Raw genomic sequence first — 19,471 nt, forward strand, 5'->3', positions numbered from 1 at the left:
GGTGGAAACGATCACGGAGCGTCATCTACCGTGGGTGGTGGACGTTCTGGATCGATCCAGAAGCCATCGGAAATACGAAGGAGATGCCCATGCTTCCGCTGCCTCCCGTCCAGCCCGCCGCCGCTCGCCAGCTCGTGCGCGACGCGTGGCGCAAGTTCGACGCGTGGACGTTGCGGGTTTTCAACGCGCGCTAGTCACATTCGCGTCCCCCCGCGGGTCGGGGTGGTATGACAACGATTCTGGTCACCGGCGGCACCGGGACCCTCGGCCGCCTCCTCCTGCCCCACCTGCGCGAAGCGGGCCGTCCGATCCGGATCCTGACCCGGCAGCGGCCCGCCGAACCGGAGCCGGGCGTCGAATACGCGCTCGGCGACCTGGCCGCAAACGAGCACGTTGCCGAAGCCGTCGACGGTACGGCCACAATCGTGCACTGCGCCGGCTCGGCCAAGGGCGACGACGTCAAGGCCGCGAACCTGCTGCGGGAGGCGGCACGCGCCGGGGTGAAGCACGTGGTGTTCATCTCTGTCGTCGGCGCGGAACGCGTGCCGGTGCGCAGTGCGCTCGACCGGTCGGCGTTCGGGTACTTCGGGGCCAAACGAGCCGCCGAGGTGCTCGTTTCCGAGTCCGGCATCCCGTGGACGATCCTGCGGGCGAGCCAGTTCCACGAGCTCACCCTCGCCACGATCGCGCAGATGGCCAAGCTGCCGGTGGTCCCGGTCCCGGCCGGGGTGCGGTTCCAGCCGATCGACGGGGCCGAGGTCGCCGCCCGCCTGGGTGAGCTGGCCCTCGGGGAGCCGGCCGGGCTGGTGCCGGACCTGGCCGGGCCGCGCGCGTACGGCTTCGACGAACTCGTGCGTTCATATCTGCGCGCCGCGAACAAGCGGCGGCCGATCGTGCGAATGCCCATGGGCGGCGGTGCGTATCGCGCGATCCGGGACGGGGCGAACCTGGCCCCGGACCGCGCGGTCGGCCGCCGCACCTGGGAGGACTACCTGGCCGCCCACGTGTGAAACGCGAACCGCCGCGACAACGCCCCGGACGCGTGCACGGCGAACGGACTGGTGCACGCGAACCGCGCGTGTACCAGCGAAAAGGGGCTAGCCGTTCGCGGGTGACGGCGCCGCCATCGGCCGTCCGGCGTGCGCCTCGACCAGGGTCACGAACGTGAGGAAGTTCGGAATGTCCCGCACCTTCCGCCCGCCCAGGATCGACTTGCCGCCCGGCCGGCACAGCCGCAGCCCGCCGTTCTCGATCTTCACGCCGGCGATGTCGGTCCACGGTGCGCTGCGGCCGCCGTTGGCCACGCCGCCGGCGTTCACGGTGTACGCGCCGAACGGAATCGCGCGCCCGGCGTGCAGGTAGCGCATGGCCCGCGGCACCTGCACCCGCGCCACCTGGTCCTGCAGGATGGGGCCGAGTTCGCGCATGTCCGCGGAGAAGTTGTTCAGCCGGAGCGAGCGGCCGTCGGCGAACTCCAGGATGTACGAGTAGTTCGTGTTGGTCGTCGCGCCGTACACCTTCTGCCTGATGATCGACTGGTAGATCGTGATGATCTGGTCCCACCGGTAGGCCTGCACGCCGGCCGCCGTCGCCTGCACGAATCCGTGCGCGAACAGGTGGAAGCCGAGCAGCCGCGCCTTCTTCGACACCAGCGGTGAGCGAACGAGCACCGCCGCGAAGATGCCGACGCACACCAGCGCGATCACACCGAACACGAGCATCGTCGCGCCGCCCTGACCGGCGACGAGCGCGAACAGGAAGATGGCCACGAGCGCGAGCAGGCCGAGGTAGACCAGCATCGCGGAGCGCTTGCCCGGCTGCATCGAGCGGACGTACCCGCCGAGCTGCGCGCCGTACGCGGCCTGGACGGCATCGGTGGGCACGGTGGGCGGTGGCGCCGCCGCGGGTGCCTGCGCCTCGGGCGGCAACGGGATCGCGAGCAGCTCGCGGGTGGCCTGCGCGGCCGCGGCCGACTCCCGGTCGCGCCGCCGCCCGGCGATGACCTGATATCCGGCCAGGCCGACGAACGCCAGGCCGAGCGCGCCGCCGGTCAGCCCGCCGCCGGTGCGCTGCGAGGAGAGCGCCTCGTCGTAGGTCTGGACGGACCGGGTGCCGTCCTTCGCGATCGTGACGCACTGGTCGCCGGGCTGCATCTGCTCGCCGCCGTCGCCGCAGCTGACGTCCGTCGAGGTGGCCAGGAAGCCGCCGATTCCGAGAAAGACAACGCTGAGGGCGGCGCTGAAGACGGCGCCGCGGTACTGCGGATTCATGGGATCCCCCGTGGGATGAAATTGGACAGCATGACCGTAGTGATCGCAGAGACGAACACCATCGTCCGTTCGGGCGTAAAGAACGCATCAAGAAAACGGGCGGTCGCGTAGGGATCGCGTCAACGCATCTGGGCAGTGCACCACCTCGCAACTTCACTTGCGGGAGAGGGAGGTACAGCCATGTCCGATGTGGTCTTCGTGGTGCTGACGGTCGCGGCGTTCGCGATTCTCGGCCTGGCGGTGCGGGCGGTGGAACGGCTGTGAGCACTGAGGACCTCGTCGGCCTCATCCTGGCCGTCGCCCTGACCGCGTTCCTGGTCGCGGCGCTGCTGTTTCCGGAGCGGTTCTGATGGCCGGGTCGCTGTTCGCCGCCTCGCTGATTCTGGTGCTGGTCGTGCTGTACCGGCCGTTCGGCGACTACATGTTCCGCGCCATCACCTCGGCCCGGCACCTGCGCGCGGAAACGCTCATGTATCGCGCCATCGGCGTCAATCCCGCCGGCGAGCAGTCGTGGGGCATCTACGCGCGCAGTGTGCTCGCGTTCTCGGCCGTTTCGATCCTGCTCCTGTACGGCTTCCAGCGCGTCCAGAACCACCTGTGGCTCAGTCTCGGCTTCGACCCCGTCGCGCCCGACCAGGCCTGGAACACCGCCGTGAGTTTCGTGACGAACACGAACTGGCAGTCGTACTCCGGTGAGTCCACAATGGGCCACCTCGTGCAGATGTCCGGACTGGCCGTGCAGAACTTCGTCTCCGCGGCGGTCGGGGTCGCGGTGGCGATCGCGCTCGTGCGCGGATTCGCGCGTTCGAAGACGGACGGGCTCGGCAACTTCTGGGTCGACCTGGTGCGCGTCTGCGTGCGCATCCTGCTGCCGGTCGCCGTGATCGGCGCGCTCGTGCTCATGGCGGGCGGCGTCATCCAGAACCTGTCCGCCGGCCACGACGTCACCACTCTGGCCGGCGCGACGCAGCACATCACCGGCGGGCCGGTCGCCTCGCAGGAGGTCATCAAGGAACTGGGCACGAACGGCGGCGGCTTCTACAACGCCAACAGCGCGCATCCGTTCGAGAATCCGACCGGCTGGACGAACTGGTTCGAGATCCTGCTGATCCTGCTCATTCCGTTCTGCCTGCCGCGCGTGTTCGGCCGGATGGTCGGCGACAAGCGCCAGGGCCTGGCGATCGCCGGCATCATGGCGATTCTGGCGATCGGTTCCACCATCGCGCTCAATGCCCTGCAGCTGCACCACGGCGGCACGGTGCCGACGGCGGCCGGGGCGGCGACCGAGGGCGTCGAAACGCGCTTCGGGGTTGCGCAGTCGGCCACCTTCGCGGCGGCGACGACGCTCACCTCGACGGGTGCCGTGAACTCGTTCCACGATTCGTACACCGCGCTCGGCGGCATGGTGACGATGCTGAACATGATGCTGGGCGAGGTGGCTCCGGGCGGTACCGGATCCGGCCTGTACGGCATGCTGATTCTGGCGGTCATCACGGTGTTCGTGGCGGGGCTCATGGTCGGCCGCACACCGGAGTATCTGGGCAAGAAGATCGGCGCGCGGGAGATCAAGTTCGCGTCGCTGTATCTGCTCACAACCCCCGCGCTGGTACTCGTCGGCACGGCGATCGCGATGGGCTCGCCGACCGCGCGCGCGTCGATCGCGAATCCGGGCGCGCACGGGCTGTCCGAGGTGCTGTACGCATTCACGTCGGCGTCGAACAACAACGGCTCGGCGTTCGCGGGCATCAGTGTGAACACGACGTTCTACAACACGGCGCTCGGATTGTGCATGCTGCTCGGCCGGTTCCTGCCGATCATCTTCGTGCTCGGACTGGCCGGCTCGCTCGCGCGGCAGCAGCCGACACCGGAGTCCGCGGGGACGCTCAGGACGTACCAACCCTTGTTCGTCGGCATGGTGGTGGCCGTCGCCGTCATCGTCGTGCTGCTCACCTACCTGCCGGCCGTGGCGCTCGGTCCGCTCGCGGAGGGCATCCAGTGAACACGACCTCCCTGCTCACCGCGGTGCGCAAGCTCAGCCCGACGACCCTGTGGCGCAACCCCGTCATGTTCATTGTTGAAATCGGCTCCATGTACACGACGGTGCTCGCGATCGCGCATCCCGGAGTGTTCGCCTGGGCCATCGCCGGCTGGCTGTGGCTGACCGTGCTGTTCGCGAACTACGCCGAGGCGGTGGCCGAGGGGCGCGGCAAGGCCCAGGCCGACACCTTGCGCAAGGCCAAGCAGGACACCGTCGCGTACCTGCGGGACGGCACCACCGTCCAGGCGAACGAGCTCAAGCAGGGCGACGTCGTCGTGGTCGAGGCCGGGCAGATCATCCCGGGCGACGGCGACGTCATCGAGGGCATTGCGTCCGTGGACGAGTCGGCCATCACCGGCGAGTCGGCGCCGGTCATTCGCGAATCGGGCGGTGATCGAAGCGCCGTCACGGGTGGCACGAAGGTGCTGTCCGACCGGATCGTCGTGCGCATCACGCAGAAGCCGGGGGAGTCGTTCATCGACCGGATGATCCGGCTGGTCGAGGGCGCGAACCGGCAGAAGACGCCGAACGAGATCGCGCTGAACATCCTGCTCGCCTCGCTCACCATCATCTTCATGCTCGCGGTCGTGACGCTGCAGCCCCTGGCCATCTACTCGGGTGGCCCGGTGTCCGGGATCGTGCTGGTGGCGCTGCTCGTGTGCCTCATCCCGACCACGATCGGTGCGCTGCTCTCGGCGATCGGGATCGCCGGTATGGACAGACTCGTGCAGCGCAACGTGCTCGCGATGTCCGGTCGCGCGGTCGAAGCGGCCGGCGATGTGAACACGCTGCTGCTCGACAAGACCGGCACGATCACGCTCGGCAACCGGCAGGCGGGCAACCTCCTGCCCGTCGACGGCGTGAGCGTCGACGAGCTCGCCGAGGCCGCGCAGCTGTCCTCGCTCGCCGACGAGACCCCCGAGGGCCGTTCCATCGTCGTGTACGCGAAAGAGCACCACGGCCTGCGCGAGCGCGACGTCACCGGCGCGCAATGGGTGCCGTTCACCGCGCAGACGCGCATGTCCGGGGTGAACGTCGACGGCCGCGAAGTGCGCAAGGGCGCCGCCACGGCGGTCATGAAGTGGGTGCGCGAGCACGGCGGGCACCCCACGACCGAGGTCGGCGCCATCGTCGACGCCGTCTCCTCGTCCGGCGGCACGCCCCTCGTCGTCGCCTCCCGCACGGGCGGCGAGGACGCCCGCACGCTCGGCGTCATCCATCTCAAGGACGTCGTCAAGCAGGGCATGCGCGAACGGTTCGACGAGATGCGCCGGATGGGCATCCGGACCGTGATGATCACGGGCGACAACCCGTTGACGGCCAAGGCGATCGCGGAGGAGGCCGGGGTCGACGACTTCCTGGCCGAGGCCACCCCCGAGGACAAGATGGCCCTGATCAAACAGGAGCAGCAGGGCGGCAAGCTCGTCGCGATGACCGGCGACGGCACCAACGACGCCCCCGCCCTCGCCCAGGCCGACGTCGGGGTGGCGATGAACACCGGGACATCGGCCGCGAAAGAGGCCGGGAACATGGTCGACCTCGACTCCGACCCGACCAAACTCATCGAGATCGTCGAGATCGGCAAACAGTTGCTGATCACCCGCGGCGCCCTGACCACGTTCTCGATCGCCAACGACATCGCGAAGTACTTCGCGATCATCCCGGCCATGTTCGCCGCGATCTACCCCGGCCTGGACCGGCTCAACATCATGCACCTGCACTCGCCGACCTCGGCGATCCTGTCCGCGGTCATCTTCAACGCCCTGGTCATCGTCGCGCTGATCCCCCTCGCCCTGCGCGGGGTCCGGTACCGGCCCGGCTCGGCCGCCGCGATGCTGCGCCGCAACCTGCTCGTCTACGGCGCCGGCGGCATCATCGTGCCGTTCATCGGCATCAAACTCATCGACCTGCTCATCATGAACATCCCGGGGATCTCCTGATGCGACTCCCAGCCTGGCTCGCCCAACACCTGGCCGCCCTCCGCGCCCTGCTCGCCCTCACCATCGTGCTCGGCATCGCCTATCCGCTGGTCATGGTGGCCGCCGGGAAACTCTTCCCGGACCGGTCCGACCTCATTGGACAGTCCTTCATGGACGCTCAGGGCAAACCGCTGCCACGGTACTTCCAGTCGCGCCCCTCCGCCGGAGACTACGACCCGACGGCGACCGGCGCGAGCAACCTCGGCCCGGAGAACCTCAACCTGCTCAACTCCGTGTGCGAGCGGAGCAAGGCCGTCGGCGAGCTCGAACACGTCGACGGGTCGCGTCCCTACTGCACCGCCGGTGGGACGGGCGCCGTGCTGGCCGTCTACCCCGACCGCGCCGTGAGCGTCAACGAGCGCTGTCCGCAAACGCCGTTCATCCGCCAGTACCAGGGAAGGCCCGTCGAATGCGCGAATGAGCACGTCGACGGTGGCGTGATCACCCCCATCCGCGGCGACGCGCCCGCGAACCCGGTGGTGCCGGCGGACGCGGTCACCGCCAGTGGCAGCGGGCTCGATCCGCACATCAGCCCGGCGTATGCCGCGTTGCAGATCCCGCGGGTGGCCGAAGCGCGCAACATGAGCAATGCGCAAGTGCGCAAGTTCGTCGACGCGCACACGGACGGTCGTACGCTCGGTTTCATGGGAGAGCCGGCCGTGAACGTGCTCGAACTCAACCGCGCCCTGGATCGGCGCTGACATGGGACGCGGGACGCTGCGCGTCTACCTGGGGGCGGCGCCCGGCGTCGGCAAGACGTACAAGATGCTCGAGGAGGGGCGGCGCCGCCTCGAACGCGGCACCGACGTCGTCGTCGGGTTCGTCGAGACACATGCGCGCCCCGCCACCGCGGCGATGCTGGACGGGCTGGAGGTCCTGCCGCGCAAGGACGTGGCGTACCGCGGCTCGACGTTCACCGAAATGGACATCGACGCCGTCGTCGCGCGCCGGCCCGAGGTCGCGCTCGTGGACGAACTCGCGCACACGAACATTCCCGGCAGCGGGAACGACAAGCGCTGGCAGGACATCGAACGGCTGCTCGACGCGGGCATCGACGTGCTCACCACGGTCAACGTGCAGCACCTGGAGTCGCTCAACGACGTGGTCGAGGGCATCACCGGCGTACCGCAGCGCGAGACCGTCCCGGACGCCGTCGTGCGCCGCGCCGAGCAGATCGAGCTCGTCGACATGACCCCCGAGGCGCTGCGCCGGCGCATGGCGCACGGCAACATCTACAAGCCGGAGAAGATCGACGCCGCGCTCGGCAACTACTTCCGCGTCGGCAACCTCACCGCGCTGCGCGAACTCGCGCTGCTGTGGCTGGCGGACAAGGTCGACGACCAGCTCGACCAGTACCGCGCGGACCACGGCATCGACAAGAAGTGGGAGACCCGCGAGCGGGTCGTCGTCGCGCTCACCGGCGGCCCGGAGGGCGACACGCTCATCCGGCGCGCGGCCCGGGTCGCCGCGCGCACGAAGGCCGCCGACCTCCTGGCCGTCCACATCGTGCGCGGCGACGGTCTCGCGGGCGCGGACCCGGCCAACCTGACGCGGCAGCGGCTGCTCGTGGAGTCGCTCGGCGGCACGTACCACCAGGTGCTCGGCGCCGATGTGCCCAAAGCGCTGCTCGATTTTGCGCGGGGTGTGAACGCCACCCAGCTGGTGCTCGGCGCCAGCCGCCGTGGCCGCCTCGCGCAGATCCTGTCGCCGGGCGTCGGCGTGACGACCACCGCCGAGTCGGGGGCGATCGATGTTCATCTGGTCACCCACGAGGAGGCGCGCCGGTTCGCCTTCCGCGCCCGCCGCGCGGGCGGCCTGGGCCTGCGCCGCCGCCTCGGCGGGCTGCTCCTCGCCGCGGCCGGGCTGCCACTGCTGACCTTCGTGCTGTCCCAGTTCCGCGAGGACATGGTGCTGCCGAGCGAGATCCTCGCGTACCTCGTGCTCGCCGTCGCCGCCGCCCTCGTCGGCGGCCTGCTGCCCGCGCTGTTCTGCGCCGTCGGCGGGTTTCTGCTGCTCAACTGGTTCTTCACGCCGCCCGTCAACCGGTTCACCATCGCCGAGCGGGAAAACGTGTTCGCGCTCATCGCGTTCGTGTTCGTTTCCGTCGCGGTGGCCACCGTCGTCGACGGTGCCGCGCGCCGGGCCCGCGACGCCGCCCGGGCCTCGGCCGAGGCGCAGACCCTGTCCACGCTCGCCGGGAGCGTCCTGCACGGCGACAACCCGCTCGAGGCGCTGCTCGAACGCGTGCGCGAATCGTTCGGTCTGACGTGCGTGACGTTGCTCGAACGCGACGCCGAACCCGCACCGTGGCGGGTGGCCGCGTCCGTCGGCGGCGACGCACCGTGCATGTCGCCCGCCGAGGGCGAGACCGAGGTGCCGATCGAGGAGAACGTCGCGCTGGTCCTGCGCGGTCACGCCCTGCCCGCGGAGACCCGCCGGCTCGTCGAGGCGTTCGCCGCGCACGCCGCGATCGCGTTGCGCCAGCGCCGGCTGAGCGAACAGGCGGCCGCGGCCGGCACGCTGGCCGAGGTCGACCAGTTGCGCACCGCGCTGCTGTCCGCGGTGAGCCACGACCTGCGCACCCCGCTCGCCTCGGCCAAGGCCGCGGTCGGCAGCCTGCGCAGTCCCGATGTGCACTTCTCCGACGAGGACCAGGCGGAACTGCTCGCCACGGCCGAGGAGTCGCTGGACAAGCTGACCCGGCTGGTGGAGAACCTGCTCGACATGTCCCGCCTGCAGGCGGGCGCGCTGGCCCTGGCCCTGGAGCCGATCGACCTCGCCGACGCGCTGCCCCGCGCCGCCGACGACCTCGACGCGGCCGTGCCGATCAACGTGCCGCCGGAGCTGCCGCCCGTGCGCGCGGATCCGGCCCTTCTTGAGCGCATTCTCGTGAATCTGCTCGCGAACGCGCTGCGGTACAGCCCGCCCGACCGCCCACCGGCGCTCGGCGCGAGCGCGCATGCCGAGCGGGTCGAGATCCGGGTCGTCGACCACGGGCCGGGGCTGCCGGCGGAGGATCACGACCGGGTCTTCCAGCCGTTCCAGCGCCTGGGCGACCGCGACAACTCGACCGGGGTCGGGCTCGGGCTGGCGTTGTCGCGCGGGCTGGCCGAGGCGATGGGCGGAACGCTCACCCCGGAACCGACCCCGGGCGGCGGGCTGACGATGACGCTCACCCTCCCGCGGGCGTGACCTCCAGGCGGTAGCCGATGCCGGGTTCGGTCACGAAGTACCGCGGCCGTGATGGGTCGGGTTCGAGCTTGCGGCGCAGGTTGGCGAAGTGCACACGCAGATAGTTCGTCTCCGTCTCGTACTGCGGGCCCCACACCTCGCGCAGCAGCCGTTTGTGCTCGACCAGTTTGCCCTCGTGCCGGGCCAGCACCTCGACCAGGTGCCACTCGGTCGGGGTGAGCCGGATGAGCGCGCCGTCCGGGCCGGTGGCCTGCTTGGTCGACAGGTCGAGGGTGAACGCCGGGGTCGCGATCACGGGCGCCGACGGGGCGGGGGCGGCCCTGCGCAGCGCCGCGCGCATGCGCGCGAGCAGTTCGTCCATGCCGAACGGTTTGGTCACATAGTCGTCGGCGCCCGCGTCCAGGGCCTGCACCTTCGTGGGTCCGCTGTGGCGCGCGGAAAGGACGATGATGGGCACGCCGCTGTACCCCCTGATGCCCGCCACCACATCCAGCCCGTCGAGATCGGGCAGGCCGAGGTCGACGATCACCAGATCCGGCGGGTGATGCGCGGCGGCGGCCAGCCCGGCGGCACCCGAACCGGCCGTCTGCACCTGGTACCCGCGCGCGGCGAAGTTCAGCCGCAGTGCGCGCAGCAGCGGCTCGTCGTCGTCGATGATCAGGACCTTGCTCATGCGCGCGGCAACTCCACCGTCATCGTCAGGCCTCCACCAGGGGTTTCGGAAGGGGTGACGGAACCGGCCATCGCCTCCGTGAAACCGCGCACGATCGCCAGGCCGAGCCCCAGCCCGGCCCCGCCGCGGTCGCCGAGCCGCTGGAAGGGCTCGAACAGCGCGTCCCGCTCGGCCGCCGGCACGCCCGGTCCGTCGTCGGACACGACCAGCCGCACCCGCGACCCGTCCGCCGCGCCGGTGATGCGCACTTGCCGTGCGACCTTGAGCGAGTTCTGCACGAGATTGGCCAGCACCGTGGTCAACAGGCCAGGATCGGCCATCGCCAGCGGCAGATCATCCGGTACCTCCACCGCCACCCGATCGCGCGCGTGCTCGGGATCGGGCAGGTGCAGTACCACTTCGGCGGCCACCGCATCGAGGGCCGTCGGTTCCGGGGTGGCCGACAGCACCCCCGCGCGCAGCCGGCTCAGCGAGAGCAGGTTCTCCACCAGCGCCGTCATCCGGTCGGTGGCGTGCTCGACGGTGGCCAGCAGCTCGGCCCGGTCCTCGGCGGAGAAGTCCAGGTCGGGGCTGCGCAGGCTGGACGTGGCGGCCTTGATCCCGGCGAGCGGCGTGCGCAGGTCGTGGCTGACCGCGTCGAGCAGTGCGGTGCGCAACCGGTCGACCTCGGCCAGCTCCTGGGTCTGGCGGATCGCGGCCCGGCGGCGTTCGGCCACGTCCATGGCGACCGCGACCGACGCCGCCACCACGACGTACACGACCAGCGCGAGCACGTTGTCGAAGCTCGCCACGCTCAACGTGTGCAGCGGCGGCACGAAGAAGAAGTTGAGCAGCAGATCGGCGGCGACGGCCGCGGCGAGCGCGGTCCACAGCCCGCCCGCCACCGCGGTGCCGGCCACCGGGACCAGGTACAGCAGCGTGACCGACGCGAGCGACAGGTGCCCGCGCAGCGGCTCGAGGACGGCGGTCGCCGCGGCCAGCCCGGCCACCGCGACCACGGCGCCCCGGGTGTGTTCGCTGCTCACCTGTCCATCTTCCCAGTGCGCATTCGTGCCGCCGCGCCCAGCTTGGCAAACGGCCAGGTGTGAAATGCGCGTTTGTGCACGCGGTGGGCGGGCTTGCGCGGATCGTTTCGGCTGTTCGCGTACCGGATGATCGGGTTCGTGGGTTTGCGTGGCGGCGCATTGGCTGTTCGGCGGGTAGGACGGCGCAGCGTGCAAGTGCAAGAATCCCGCTCGTGCTGTCTGATCGCCGGTTAGGCCGGCGCGCCGCGCTCGGTGCCGGGTTTGCGTCCTCTGTCGCTGCTCTCGCCGGGTGTGGCCCCTCCGGCGATCCCGCGCCGGGCGGGTCCGCCGCACCGTCCGCCTCGGGCGCCGAGGACGTGGTCGCGGCCGAACCCGCCGCCGCGGACGGGGTCGCCGGGCTGTCGGCGTCCGGTTCGGCGAGCGCGAGCGGGCCGGGCCAGATCCTGTCCGCGCCGTACAGCGGCAAGCTTGTCGACACGCTCAAGCGCTATCTGGTGCCGACCGCGGACAACCCGAAGCACCCGGGGTATGCCGGCGCGGTCGTGCTGGTCAACGTCGGCGGCAAGGTGACCACGCACGCGGCGGTGGGCGAGGCGCTGCACTGGGGCGCCGGGCCGGTCGAGCTGCCGGCCAAGTCCCGGGTGGCGATGCGCCCGGACTCGATCTTCGACGTGGCGTCCGTGACCAAGGTGTACACCACGATCCTCGCCGCGCAGCAGGTCGATCGGGGCAAGCTCGACCTGTCCGCGCCCGTCGCGCAGTACCTGCCCGAGTTCGACGGGCCCGGCAAGGCGGCCGTCACCGTGCAGATGCTGCTCACGCACACCAGCGGGCTGCCCGTCGGACCGTCGATCCCGGAGACGTCGAAGAAGCCGGACCTGGCCGCGAAGTGGGCGTACATCATCTCGACCCCGCTCGCCGACGGCGTCGCGCCCAACACGCTGTTCCGGTACACGAGCCTCGGCCTGCTGCTCACCCAGCAGATCCTGGAGAAGCTCACCGGCAAGCCGCTCGACCAGCAGGTCAAGAACGAGCTCACCGGCCCGCTGGGGCTGCGCGACACCGGCTTCAAGCCGCTCGGCTGGCTGTCCGCCGCGGACAAGGCCAATCGCCTGGTGGCCACGGACGCGCGTTCGTCGCGCGGTCTGCTGCGCGGAACTGTGCATGACGACATCTGCAACGTCCTGGGCGGCGTGGCCGGTTCGGCGGGCATCTTCACCACCGCGGCCGACCTGTCGGTGCTGGGCCTGATGCTGCTCGGCGGCGGCCAGTACAACGGCAAGCGCATCCTGTCCGAAGCGACCGTGCGCAACATGCTCACGAACAAGAACGCCGGCCTGCCCGCCACCGATGTGGACCGTCCGAACCGCTCATCCACGCACGGGATCGGCCTGGAACTCGATCAGTCCTGGTTCATGGGCCGGCTGGCCGGTTCGGGCGCGTACGGCCACACCGGCTTCACCGGCTGCGAGATCGTCGTCGAGCCGCGCCGCAAGCTGGTGCTGGTCCTGCTGACCAACCGGGCGCACCCGAACTGGAGCTGGGCCAACCCGGACCCGACCCGCGTGGCGGTCGCCAACGTCCTGGCCGACGCCATCTGAGTTCTAGGCCAGGCTTGCGCACACGATCGGGCGGCGAATTACGACCGGTTCCGCGCGGCGGAGCAGCGTGCGCAGTCGCGGGATCGAGAACACGCCCGGATCCACCAGCGCGATCACCTCGTTCAGGCGGCGGCGTTCGGGCCATGCGCAGGACAGCCGGGGGACGGTGCTCGTTCGGTCGCGAATGGTCAGCAGGACGGCGGCGACCGCTGGGACCAGATCGGGTGCGCACACACGCAACGTCGGCACGCCGGCCGTTGTGTCGCCGCGCACCACCAGCGGGCGGTCGCGGGCCGGGCCGGCGGGGGTGACGGTCAGGTGCAGGGAACCGGCCGGCGCGGGGCCGCCGTCGAGGACGATCCAGGGGGACGTGGTCGCGGCCAGGCGGTCGATCAGCCAGGCGGCGGCGGGATCAAGAGTCACCGAGGTGCTGCTCACAAGCACAACGCTGCCACGGTACCGTCGAAAAGGCGCCGCCCCTTGACGGAATTCATATGCATCCCTTATGCCGCAACGATTTCGGCGTATGGAAGTCGTATGGATCCCTTGGCGGCGGCCCTGCGCGGTGCGAGCGTCGAGGCATGACGCTTCAGTCGCTTCCCACCCGGCTCGAATCGGGCGTATGGCCGCCGTCCGCGCGGTGGATGTCCGCCGATCTGCGCGTTGGTGACGTCGGCCTGGCGGAGGTGGCCGAGACGTACGGGACGCCGCTGTACGTGCTCGACGAGGCCGCCGTCCGTGATCGGTGCCGCGCGTATCTGGCGGCGTTTGGTGCGGGGAACGTGGCGTACACCGGGAAGGCTCTGCTGACCGCGGGCGTCGCGAACTGGATCGCGGCCGAAGGGCTCGGCCTGTATGCGGGGTCGGCCGGCGAGATCCGGGTGGCGCTCGCGGGCGGGACGAACCCGGCGCGGATCGTGCTCTACGGCAGCGCGAAGACGCCCGAGGACCTGAACACCGCGTACGGTGCGCGAGTGGGCACGATCGTCGCCGAGTCGATGAGCGACATCACGCGTCTCGCGGCGACCGCCCCGCGCGGACAGCGCGTGTTGTTGCGCGTCGGCGGCGACGGTACCGCCGGTCTCGCGGCCGGCACCGGCGAACTCGCCGCCGCCGTCAGCCGCCTCGCCGGCCAGCCGGGCCTGCGGTTCGCCGGCCTCGACTGCTCGATCGGGCACGACATCGGCCACTTCCGCCGGTACGAGCAGGAGATCCGCCGGCTCGCCGACCTCTGCGGCCGGCTGCGCGGTGTCGCGGTCGAACAGCTCAACCTCGGCGGCGGGCACAGCGATCACGACTTCGCGCTGGATGCGTTCGCCGATCGCATGCGAACAACGCTTCGCTGCGCATTCGCGCAGCACGACGTGCCGATCCCGCGCCTGACGGTGTCGCCGGGCCGCGCGGTCGTGGGGCGGGCCGGTGTCACCCTGTACCGCGTGCTGACCGTGACGACCAGCCCGGACGGCCACCTGACGGTGACCACGGACGGCGGCCTGACCGATTGCCCGGCCGTGGAGTGCGCGGATCGACACCGCGCCATGCTCATTGCGCGCAGATCGGTCGCGCCGGTCGTCCCGGCCACGGTGCTGGGCCGGCACAACGACCCGGCGGACGTGGTGGTCCCCGCGGCGGATCTTCCGGCGGACGTGCATCCGGGCGATCTCCTGGCCATCTCGGCCACCGGTGCCTATCACCATGCGCGCGCCTCGAACTACCACCTGGTCCCGCGGCCGCCGCTGCTCGCCGTCGCCGGTGGCCGGGCGCGCCTGCTGATCCGCCGCGAAACGCAGCACGACCTGCTCTCCCGCGACTGCGGCCGCTGAGACCCCGCGCGGTGGTGGAGGCTCGTGCGGACGCGCAGGCTCGCGCGCGCCGGGGGACCCGCGTAGATACCCTGCGCGGCTGGGTTGGATATTGATACTTGTTTACTTGGTCGTGGGGTCGGGCCAGGATGCGAAGGCATGGAGACCGATCGCGAACCACACAACCAGCCGGCCACCACGCGGCGGGCGCTCCTCACCGTGGCCACCGCCGCTGTGCCGGCGGCGGCTCTTGGGCTCGGCGCGGCCGGGCCGGCGCACGCGGAAGCCGTGAGCGCGGACTTCGACAACGGAGGGCCGGGGCGGCGGCCGCAGCCGCAGGTGCCCGATCGTGATCTGCGGCGGCTGCTCGGGGAGATCGACGAGCGGCGGATTCGGGCGACCGTGAACCGGCTCGTGGCGTTCGGGACGCGGCACACGCTGTCCAGTCAGACCGATCCGAACCGGGGGATCGGGGCCGCGCGGGATTGGCTGTTCGCGCAGTTTCAAGCAGTCGCCGCCGCGTCGGGTGGGCGGATGAGCGTCGAGTTGCAGTCGTTCGTGCAGCCGCCGGGTGCGCGCAATCCCGAACCGGTCACCGTCACGAATGTCGTGGCGACGTTGCGCGGGTCGGTCGCGCCCGAGCGGATCCATGTCGTGTCCGGGCACTATGACTCGCGCATCACCGACGTCATGAACTTCACCGATGACGCGCCCGGGGCCGACGACGACGCTTCCGGTGTCGCCGTGGTGCTCGAGCTTGCCCGGGTGTTCGCCTCGCGCACGGTCGAGTCGACGATCGTGTTCGTGGCGTTCGCGGGGGAGGAGCAGGGGCTGTTCGGCTCGACGTACATGGCGGCGCAGTTCAAGGCGGCCGGAGCCAGGATCGCGGCGATGTTCAGCAACGACATCGTCGGGGCCAGCCAGGCCTGGGACGGTACGGCGCCGGATCCGCGCACCGTGCGGCTGTTCGTCGAGGGCGTGCCGACCAGTGAGACCGCCGCGCAGACGGCCACGCGGCAGAGTGTCGGCGGCGAGGACGACGGGCCGTCGCGGCAGCTTGCGCGTTTCGTGCGCGACGTGGCCGAGAACGACGCGACCGGCATGCGCATTCGCGTGGTGTGGCGGCGTGATCGTTTCCTGCGCGGGAGTGACCACATTCCGTTCCTGCAGCAGGGGTACCCGGCCGGGCGGCTCACCGAGCGCGCGAGAACTTCGATCACGAGCACCAGGACGTGCGCGTCGAGGGCGGGACGCAGTTCGGGGACCTGGCGCAGTTCTGCGACTTCGGGTACATGGTGCGGGTGGCCAAGGTCAACGCGGCCACGCTCTGGTCACTCGCGCAGGGGCCGGCCACGCCGAGCGGCGTCGGGATCGTGGCGGCGGTGCTGACCAACGACACCACGCTGCGGTGGACGCGGGGCAGCGAGCCGGACCTCGCCGGGTACGAGGTGCTCTGGCGGGACAGCACCGCTCCCGAATGGACGCACGTGATCCCGGTCGGCGACGTGACCACCGCGACGATCGACGTGGCCAAGGACAACGTGCACTTCGGGGTGCGCGCCGTCGACAAGACCGGGCACCGCAGCCAGGTCGCCTACCCGCAGCCCGTGACCTGATGCTACGCGAGGGGTACGACACTTCCCGCCCGCACCTGCGCGAGGTTCGCCGACGCAGCCCGCCGTCCGTAACGGCCTCGCGCTGCCCACAACGCCGGCGCCGTCGAAGGCCACGTCAACCGGATCACATGCGGTCGCAAAATGGTCGGGCGAGCGCGAGGTCGGCGTCCACTCGGCGCAACAGGTCGAAGCCCCACGTGTTGACGCCGTCCAGGTCGACCTCGTGGTAAATGCGAACCGCAAGGTCGTTCAGCGACCGGGCGAGCCTGGCGTACTCGAGGTGGGTGAGGTCGAGTCGCTGCGCGCCGTAGGCGTGCAGGAAGCGTGCCGGGTCGGGTCCGCACAAGGCGGTGAACAGGTCGTGCTCGCGCGGTGCCAGCATCGTCTGACCCCAGTCGAGCAGCGTCGCGACGCGACCGTCGCGGTCGATGAGGACGTTGTGAGGGAACAGGTCGCGGTGGCACACGATGTGGGGCACCTCGATCGCGCGGGCCCGTTCGATCACCGCTTCGAGCCGGTCGACGTTGGCCATCACCTCGTCGCGGCGGTCGGCGATCCACGGATGGTCGTGCCGGTCGCGCAGCACCTCGATGCACCACTCGTCCATCTCGGTGCGGGGCAGGACGAGGCCGGCGATCTCGTGCACGGTGCGCATCGCCCGCGCGATCGCGTCGGCGTCGTTCCACGTTGCCTGGCGGCCGTCGACGAACGGGAACAGTGCGTAGTGCCGGCCATGATGCTCTGAGGTGAACGAGCCGCCGAGCGCCCGGTGCGCCGCGGGAACGGGAATGCCCCGAGCCGCCAGCTCGGCGGTCAGCGCCAGCGCGGCGTCGCTGTCGGGCTGCTGGCGCCAGAGTTTCACGAACCAGCGCCCGTCGGTGAACGCATCCGCTTCGAACCCGCTCGGATGCGGTCGCAGCTCGCCCACCTCGACACCGAAGGCGTCGCGGATCTGGGCCGTCGTCGGCGGGCGTACTTCGCTCCACATCGAACCAAGACGCTACCGCTGCCGAGGGCGGGCGATCAACGTATCGGCTTGAGTGGCCGTGGATCTGCATGACCAGCCCCCGAGTCGAGGCTACGGGAGGGGTACGACACTTACGGGCGAGGAAGTGAGCGGGCGCGGTGGGCGGCCACGTTGACGCGGTTGGCGCACGCCGTTGAGCAGAAGCGGCGGCGGCCGTTGCGGGAGGTGTCCACGTACACGATGGGGCAGTCAAGTCGGGAGCAGCGGCCCAGCCGGCCGCCGCCCGCTCCGCAGACCGCCACAGCCAGGCCGCCGGCGATCGCGGCGCTGATGCGCTCCACCGGGTCGTCGGTGCCGGTGATGTAGTGCAGGTGCGGGGCGTTGCCGTCGTGCATCGAGACGCGGACCGAGGTCGTGACGGCGGTCAGGAGGGCGTTGACGAGCGTGACCTGGCGTGTGACGTCCGGCTCACCGAACAGCGGCCGAGCGCCCTCGACCCAGGTGGCCAGGGCCGCGGACTGGGCGGTCGTCAGGTTGCGCGACGCCATCTCGTGCGAGGTCAGCAGGTCGCGCAGCACCGCCGGGGTGAAGTCGGCGCAGTTCAGCAGGTCGGCCGCGAGGAACGTGCCCGAGCCGCCGTAATGGTTGAAGTGCACAAGGCCATTACAGCACGCTGGGACGCATGGAACCGTGTGGGACGTGTGGGCGGGCGGCGGCCACCGCCGTCGTGGAGTCGGAGCATGCGACGAGCGAGGGCATCATCCGGTACCGGCGCTGCGTCTGTGGAAATCGCTGGGTCGAACTGGCCGTGCTGGTGGTCAGCCGGATGCGCGGGGGAGCGTGAAGCAGATGCGCGCGCCGTCGGTGTAGGAGGCGTCGAGCCAGATCCGGCCGCCGTGGTGCTCGACGATGCGCTTGCAGATGGCCAGGCCGATGCCGGTGCCGGGGTAGACGTCGCGCGGGTGCAGGCGCTGGAAGATGACGAAGATCTTGTCCTCGAACTGCGGCTCGATGCCGATGCCGTTGTCCTGCACCGAGAAGCGGTGGAAGCCGTCCTCGGGCTCGACGTGGACGACGATGTGCGGGTCCGTGTCCGGTTTGCGGAACTTGACGGCATTGCTCACGAGGTTCTGCAGGAGCATCGCGAGCAGGGTCGGGTCGCCCTGCACGACGGGCAGGTCGTCGCACTCCAGGGTGGCCGCGGACAGCCGCGCCTCGAGGTCGGAGCGCACGCGGCGCATGGTGGTGGCGAGGTCGACCTCGGTGACGTTGTCGTACACGCGGCCGACCCGCGAGAACGCCAGCAGGTCGTTGATCAGGGCCTGCATCCGGGTCGCGCCGTCGACGGCGAACGCGATGTACTGGCGGGCGCGGTCGTCGAGCTGCGGGGAGTACCGGCGCTGGAGCAGCTGGCAGAAGGACGCGATCTTGCGCAGCGGCTCCTGCAGGTCGTGGCTGGCGACGTAGGCGAACTGTTCGAGGTCGGAGTTCGAGCGCCGCAGCCGCTCCTCCTGGGCTCGGCTGGCATCGAGGGCGGTCACGATGCGGTCGCGCATCGCCTCGACGTCGGCGCCCAGTTCGGCCAGGTCGGGCGGGCCGCCGGCCGGGACGTGGTGCTCGAAGTCGCCGTCGGCGATCCGGCGCACCGAGGCCTGCAGGCGTTCGAGCGGGCGCAGCACGAGCCGCTGCAACATGAACGCGATCGCGAACAGCCCGACGAGCAGGCCGCCCACGATGATGCCGAAGATCGTGTCGCGGCGGTGGCGCGAAGTGTCCAGATCCGCGCGTCCGGCTGTGCGCGCATCGTCGACGAGCCGCTGGAGGTCGGTGACGTCGGCGCGCAGGGCGTCGAAGGCGGTCTTGCTCGACACGACCAGCGGCGACTGCGGGTCGGGGTCGGCGATGAGCGGTTGCGCATAGGCCGTGCGCCAGCCGGCGGCCGCCTTCTCGACCGCCTCCAGACGAGCACGGGCGGCCGGCTCGTCGGTGAGCAGGCCGCGCAACCGGTCGGCCAGGCGCTGCTCGGTCTCGATGCCCGCGCTGTACGGATCGAGGAACGTCCGCTCACGTGCGAGCACGAAACCGCGCACGGCGGTCTCCTGGTCGACCAGCGCCGCCCCGAGCTCGACGACCGCGGTGGCGGCGGGCGAGATGCGCAGCTGCAGCCGGTCGGTCACGCGGGTGGTCTCGGCCAGCGAGGCGTACCCGGCCCAGGAACCCAGCGCGATGAGCAGGGTCATCGCGCCGATCGTCAGCGCGAAGAGCCGCTGGCTGGTGAGCCGCCGTCGATCCGTCACGCGGGCAGATT

Annotated in this window: 17 protein-coding genes; 10 read left to right on the forward strand and 7 right to left on the reverse strand. The window is 70.7% G+C overall.

Going from position 1 to position 19,471, the window contains the following annotated elements:
• The first annotated feature begins 227 nt into the window (after positions 1-227).
• Positions 228-1,010: an SDR family oxidoreductase gene (locus ACQPZ4_RS15535; RefSeq protein WP_433060905.1), complete on the forward strand. Its 783-nt coding sequence runs from the start codon at positions 228-230 to the stop codon at positions 1,008-1,010.
• 87 nt (positions 1,011-1,097) lie between these two features.
• Here ACQPZ4_RS15535 and ACQPZ4_RS15540 read toward each other — a convergent pair whose 3' ends face one another.
• On the reverse strand, positions 1,098-2,270 hold the full coding sequence (locus ACQPZ4_RS15540; RefSeq protein WP_433060908.1) for a DUF6585 family protein: 1,173 nt from the start codon (positions 2,268-2,270) through the stop codon (positions 1,098-1,100).
• A 260-nt stretch (positions 2,271-2,530) separates the two neighbouring features.
• Here ACQPZ4_RS15540 and kdpF point away from each other — a divergent pair, with 260 nt between their 5' ends.
• From kdpF to ACQPZ4_RS15565, 5 genes are read left to right on the forward strand one after another with little or no spacing between them, the layout of a single operon-like run.
• Positions 2,531-2,620 (forward strand): K(+)-transporting ATPase subunit F, encoded by a 90-nt coding sequence (gene kdpF, locus ACQPZ4_RS15545; RefSeq protein WP_433060910.1) that lies wholly within the window; start codon positions 2,531-2,533, stop codon positions 2,618-2,620.
• Positions 2,620-4,269, forward strand: coding sequence for a potassium-transporting ATPase subunit KdpA (gene kdpA, locus ACQPZ4_RS15550; protein ID WP_433060913.1), 1,650 nt, complete (start codon positions 2,620-2,622; stop codon positions 4,267-4,269). The genes kdpF and kdpA overlap by 1 nt, the downstream gene beginning before the upstream one ends.
• Positions 4,266-6,248, forward strand: a complete 1,983-nt coding sequence (gene kdpB / locus ACQPZ4_RS15555; RefSeq protein ID WP_433060915.1) for a potassium-transporting ATPase subunit KdpB — start codon at positions 4,266-4,268, stop codon at positions 6,246-6,248. The genes kdpA and kdpB overlap by 4 nt, the downstream gene beginning before the upstream one ends.
• Positions 6,248-6,988 carry a potassium-transporting ATPase subunit C gene (locus ACQPZ4_RS15560; protein WP_433060918.1) on the forward strand — a complete coding sequence of 247 codons (741 nt, stop codon included), beginning with the start codon at positions 6,248-6,250 and terminating at the stop codon, positions 6,986-6,988. Before kdpB ends, ACQPZ4_RS15560 begins: the two co-directional genes overlap by 1 nt.
• A gap of 1 nt (position 6,989) precedes the next feature.
• Positions 6,990-9,479: an ATP-binding protein gene (locus tag ACQPZ4_RS15565; protein WP_433060921.1), complete on the forward strand. Its 2,490-nt coding sequence runs from the start codon at positions 6,990-6,992 to the stop codon at positions 9,477-9,479.
• On the opposite strand, the gene ACQPZ4_RS15570 is transcribed toward ACQPZ4_RS15565, so the two are convergent.
• The gene (locus ACQPZ4_RS15570) at positions 9,460-10,152 is read right to left on the reverse strand and encodes a response regulator (RefSeq protein WP_433060924.1); all 693 of its coding nucleotides are present in this window, start codon (positions 10,150-10,152) and stop codon (positions 9,460-9,462) included. The two genes, ACQPZ4_RS15565 and ACQPZ4_RS15570, sit on opposite strands and share 20 nt — an antisense overlap.
• Positions 10,149-11,177 carry a sensor histidine kinase gene (locus ACQPZ4_RS15575; RefSeq protein WP_433060927.1) on the reverse strand — a complete coding sequence of 343 codons (1,029 nt, stop codon included), beginning with the start codon at positions 11,175-11,177 and terminating at the stop codon, positions 10,149-10,151. Before ACQPZ4_RS15575 ends, ACQPZ4_RS15570 begins: the two co-directional genes overlap by 4 nt.
• 212 nt (positions 11,178-11,389) lie before the next feature.
• On the opposite strand from ACQPZ4_RS15575, the gene ACQPZ4_RS15580 reads away from it, so the two are divergent.
• Entirely contained in the window at positions 11,390-12,778 is a 1,389-nt protein-coding gene (locus ACQPZ4_RS15580; RefSeq protein WP_433060929.1) for a serine hydrolase domain-containing protein, read from the forward strand.
• Positions 12,779-12,781: 3 nt separating this feature from the next.
• Here ACQPZ4_RS15580 and ACQPZ4_RS15585 read toward each other — a convergent pair whose 3' ends face one another.
• On the reverse strand, positions 12,782-13,216 hold the full coding sequence (locus ACQPZ4_RS15585; RefSeq protein ID WP_433060932.1) for a hypothetical protein: 435 nt from the start codon (positions 13,214-13,216) through the stop codon (positions 12,782-12,784).
• Between the two features lie 143 nt (positions 13,217-13,359).
• On the opposite strand from ACQPZ4_RS15585, the gene ACQPZ4_RS15590 reads away from it, so the two are divergent.
• The 3 genes from ACQPZ4_RS15590 (at position 13,360) to ACQPZ4_RS15600 (ending at position 16,196) form a co-directional block, all read left to right on the forward strand.
• On the forward strand, positions 13,360-14,601 hold the full coding sequence (locus ACQPZ4_RS15590; RefSeq protein WP_433060934.1) for a diaminopimelate decarboxylase family protein: 1,242 nt from the start codon (positions 13,360-13,362) through the stop codon (positions 14,599-14,601).
• A 138-nt stretch (positions 14,602-14,739) separates the two neighbouring features.
• Positions 14,740-15,969 (forward strand): M20/M25/M40 family metallo-hydrolase, encoded by a 1,230-nt coding sequence (locus ACQPZ4_RS15595; RefSeq protein WP_433060936.1) that lies wholly within the window; start codon positions 14,740-14,742, stop codon positions 15,967-15,969.
• The gene (locus ACQPZ4_RS15600) at positions 15,963-16,196 is read left to right on the forward strand and encodes a hypothetical protein (protein WP_433060939.1); all 234 of its coding nucleotides are present in this window, start codon (positions 15,963-15,965) and stop codon (positions 16,194-16,196) included. Before ACQPZ4_RS15595 ends, ACQPZ4_RS15600 begins: the two co-directional genes overlap by 7 nt.
• Positions 16,197-16,320: 124 nt before the next feature.
• Here ACQPZ4_RS15600 and ACQPZ4_RS15605 read toward each other — a convergent pair whose 3' ends face one another.
• From ACQPZ4_RS15605 to ACQPZ4_RS15615, 3 genes are all read right to left on the reverse strand, one after another.
• Positions 16,321-17,184 carry a phosphotransferase enzyme family protein gene (locus tag ACQPZ4_RS15605; protein WP_433060942.1) on the reverse strand — a complete coding sequence of 288 codons (864 nt, stop codon included), beginning with the start codon at positions 17,182-17,184 and terminating at the stop codon, positions 16,321-16,323.
• A gap of 110 nt (positions 17,185-17,294) precedes the next feature.
• On the reverse strand, positions 17,295-17,819 hold the full coding sequence (locus ACQPZ4_RS15610) for a CGNR zinc finger domain-containing protein (protein ID WP_433060944.1): 525 nt from the start codon (positions 17,817-17,819) through the stop codon (positions 17,295-17,297).
• A gap of 162 nt (positions 17,820-17,981) precedes the next feature.
• A complete protein-coding gene (locus ACQPZ4_RS15615) occupies positions 17,982-19,460 on the reverse strand; it encodes a sensor histidine kinase (protein WP_433060947.1) in 1,479 nt (492 codons plus the stop codon).
• Positions 19,461-19,471 lie beyond the last annotated feature (11 nt).

This window comes from Dactylosporangium sp. CS-033363 (assembly GCF_050942475.1).
Taxonomy (GTDB): Bacteria; Actinomycetota; Actinomycetes; order Mycobacteriales; family Micromonosporaceae; genus Dactylosporangium.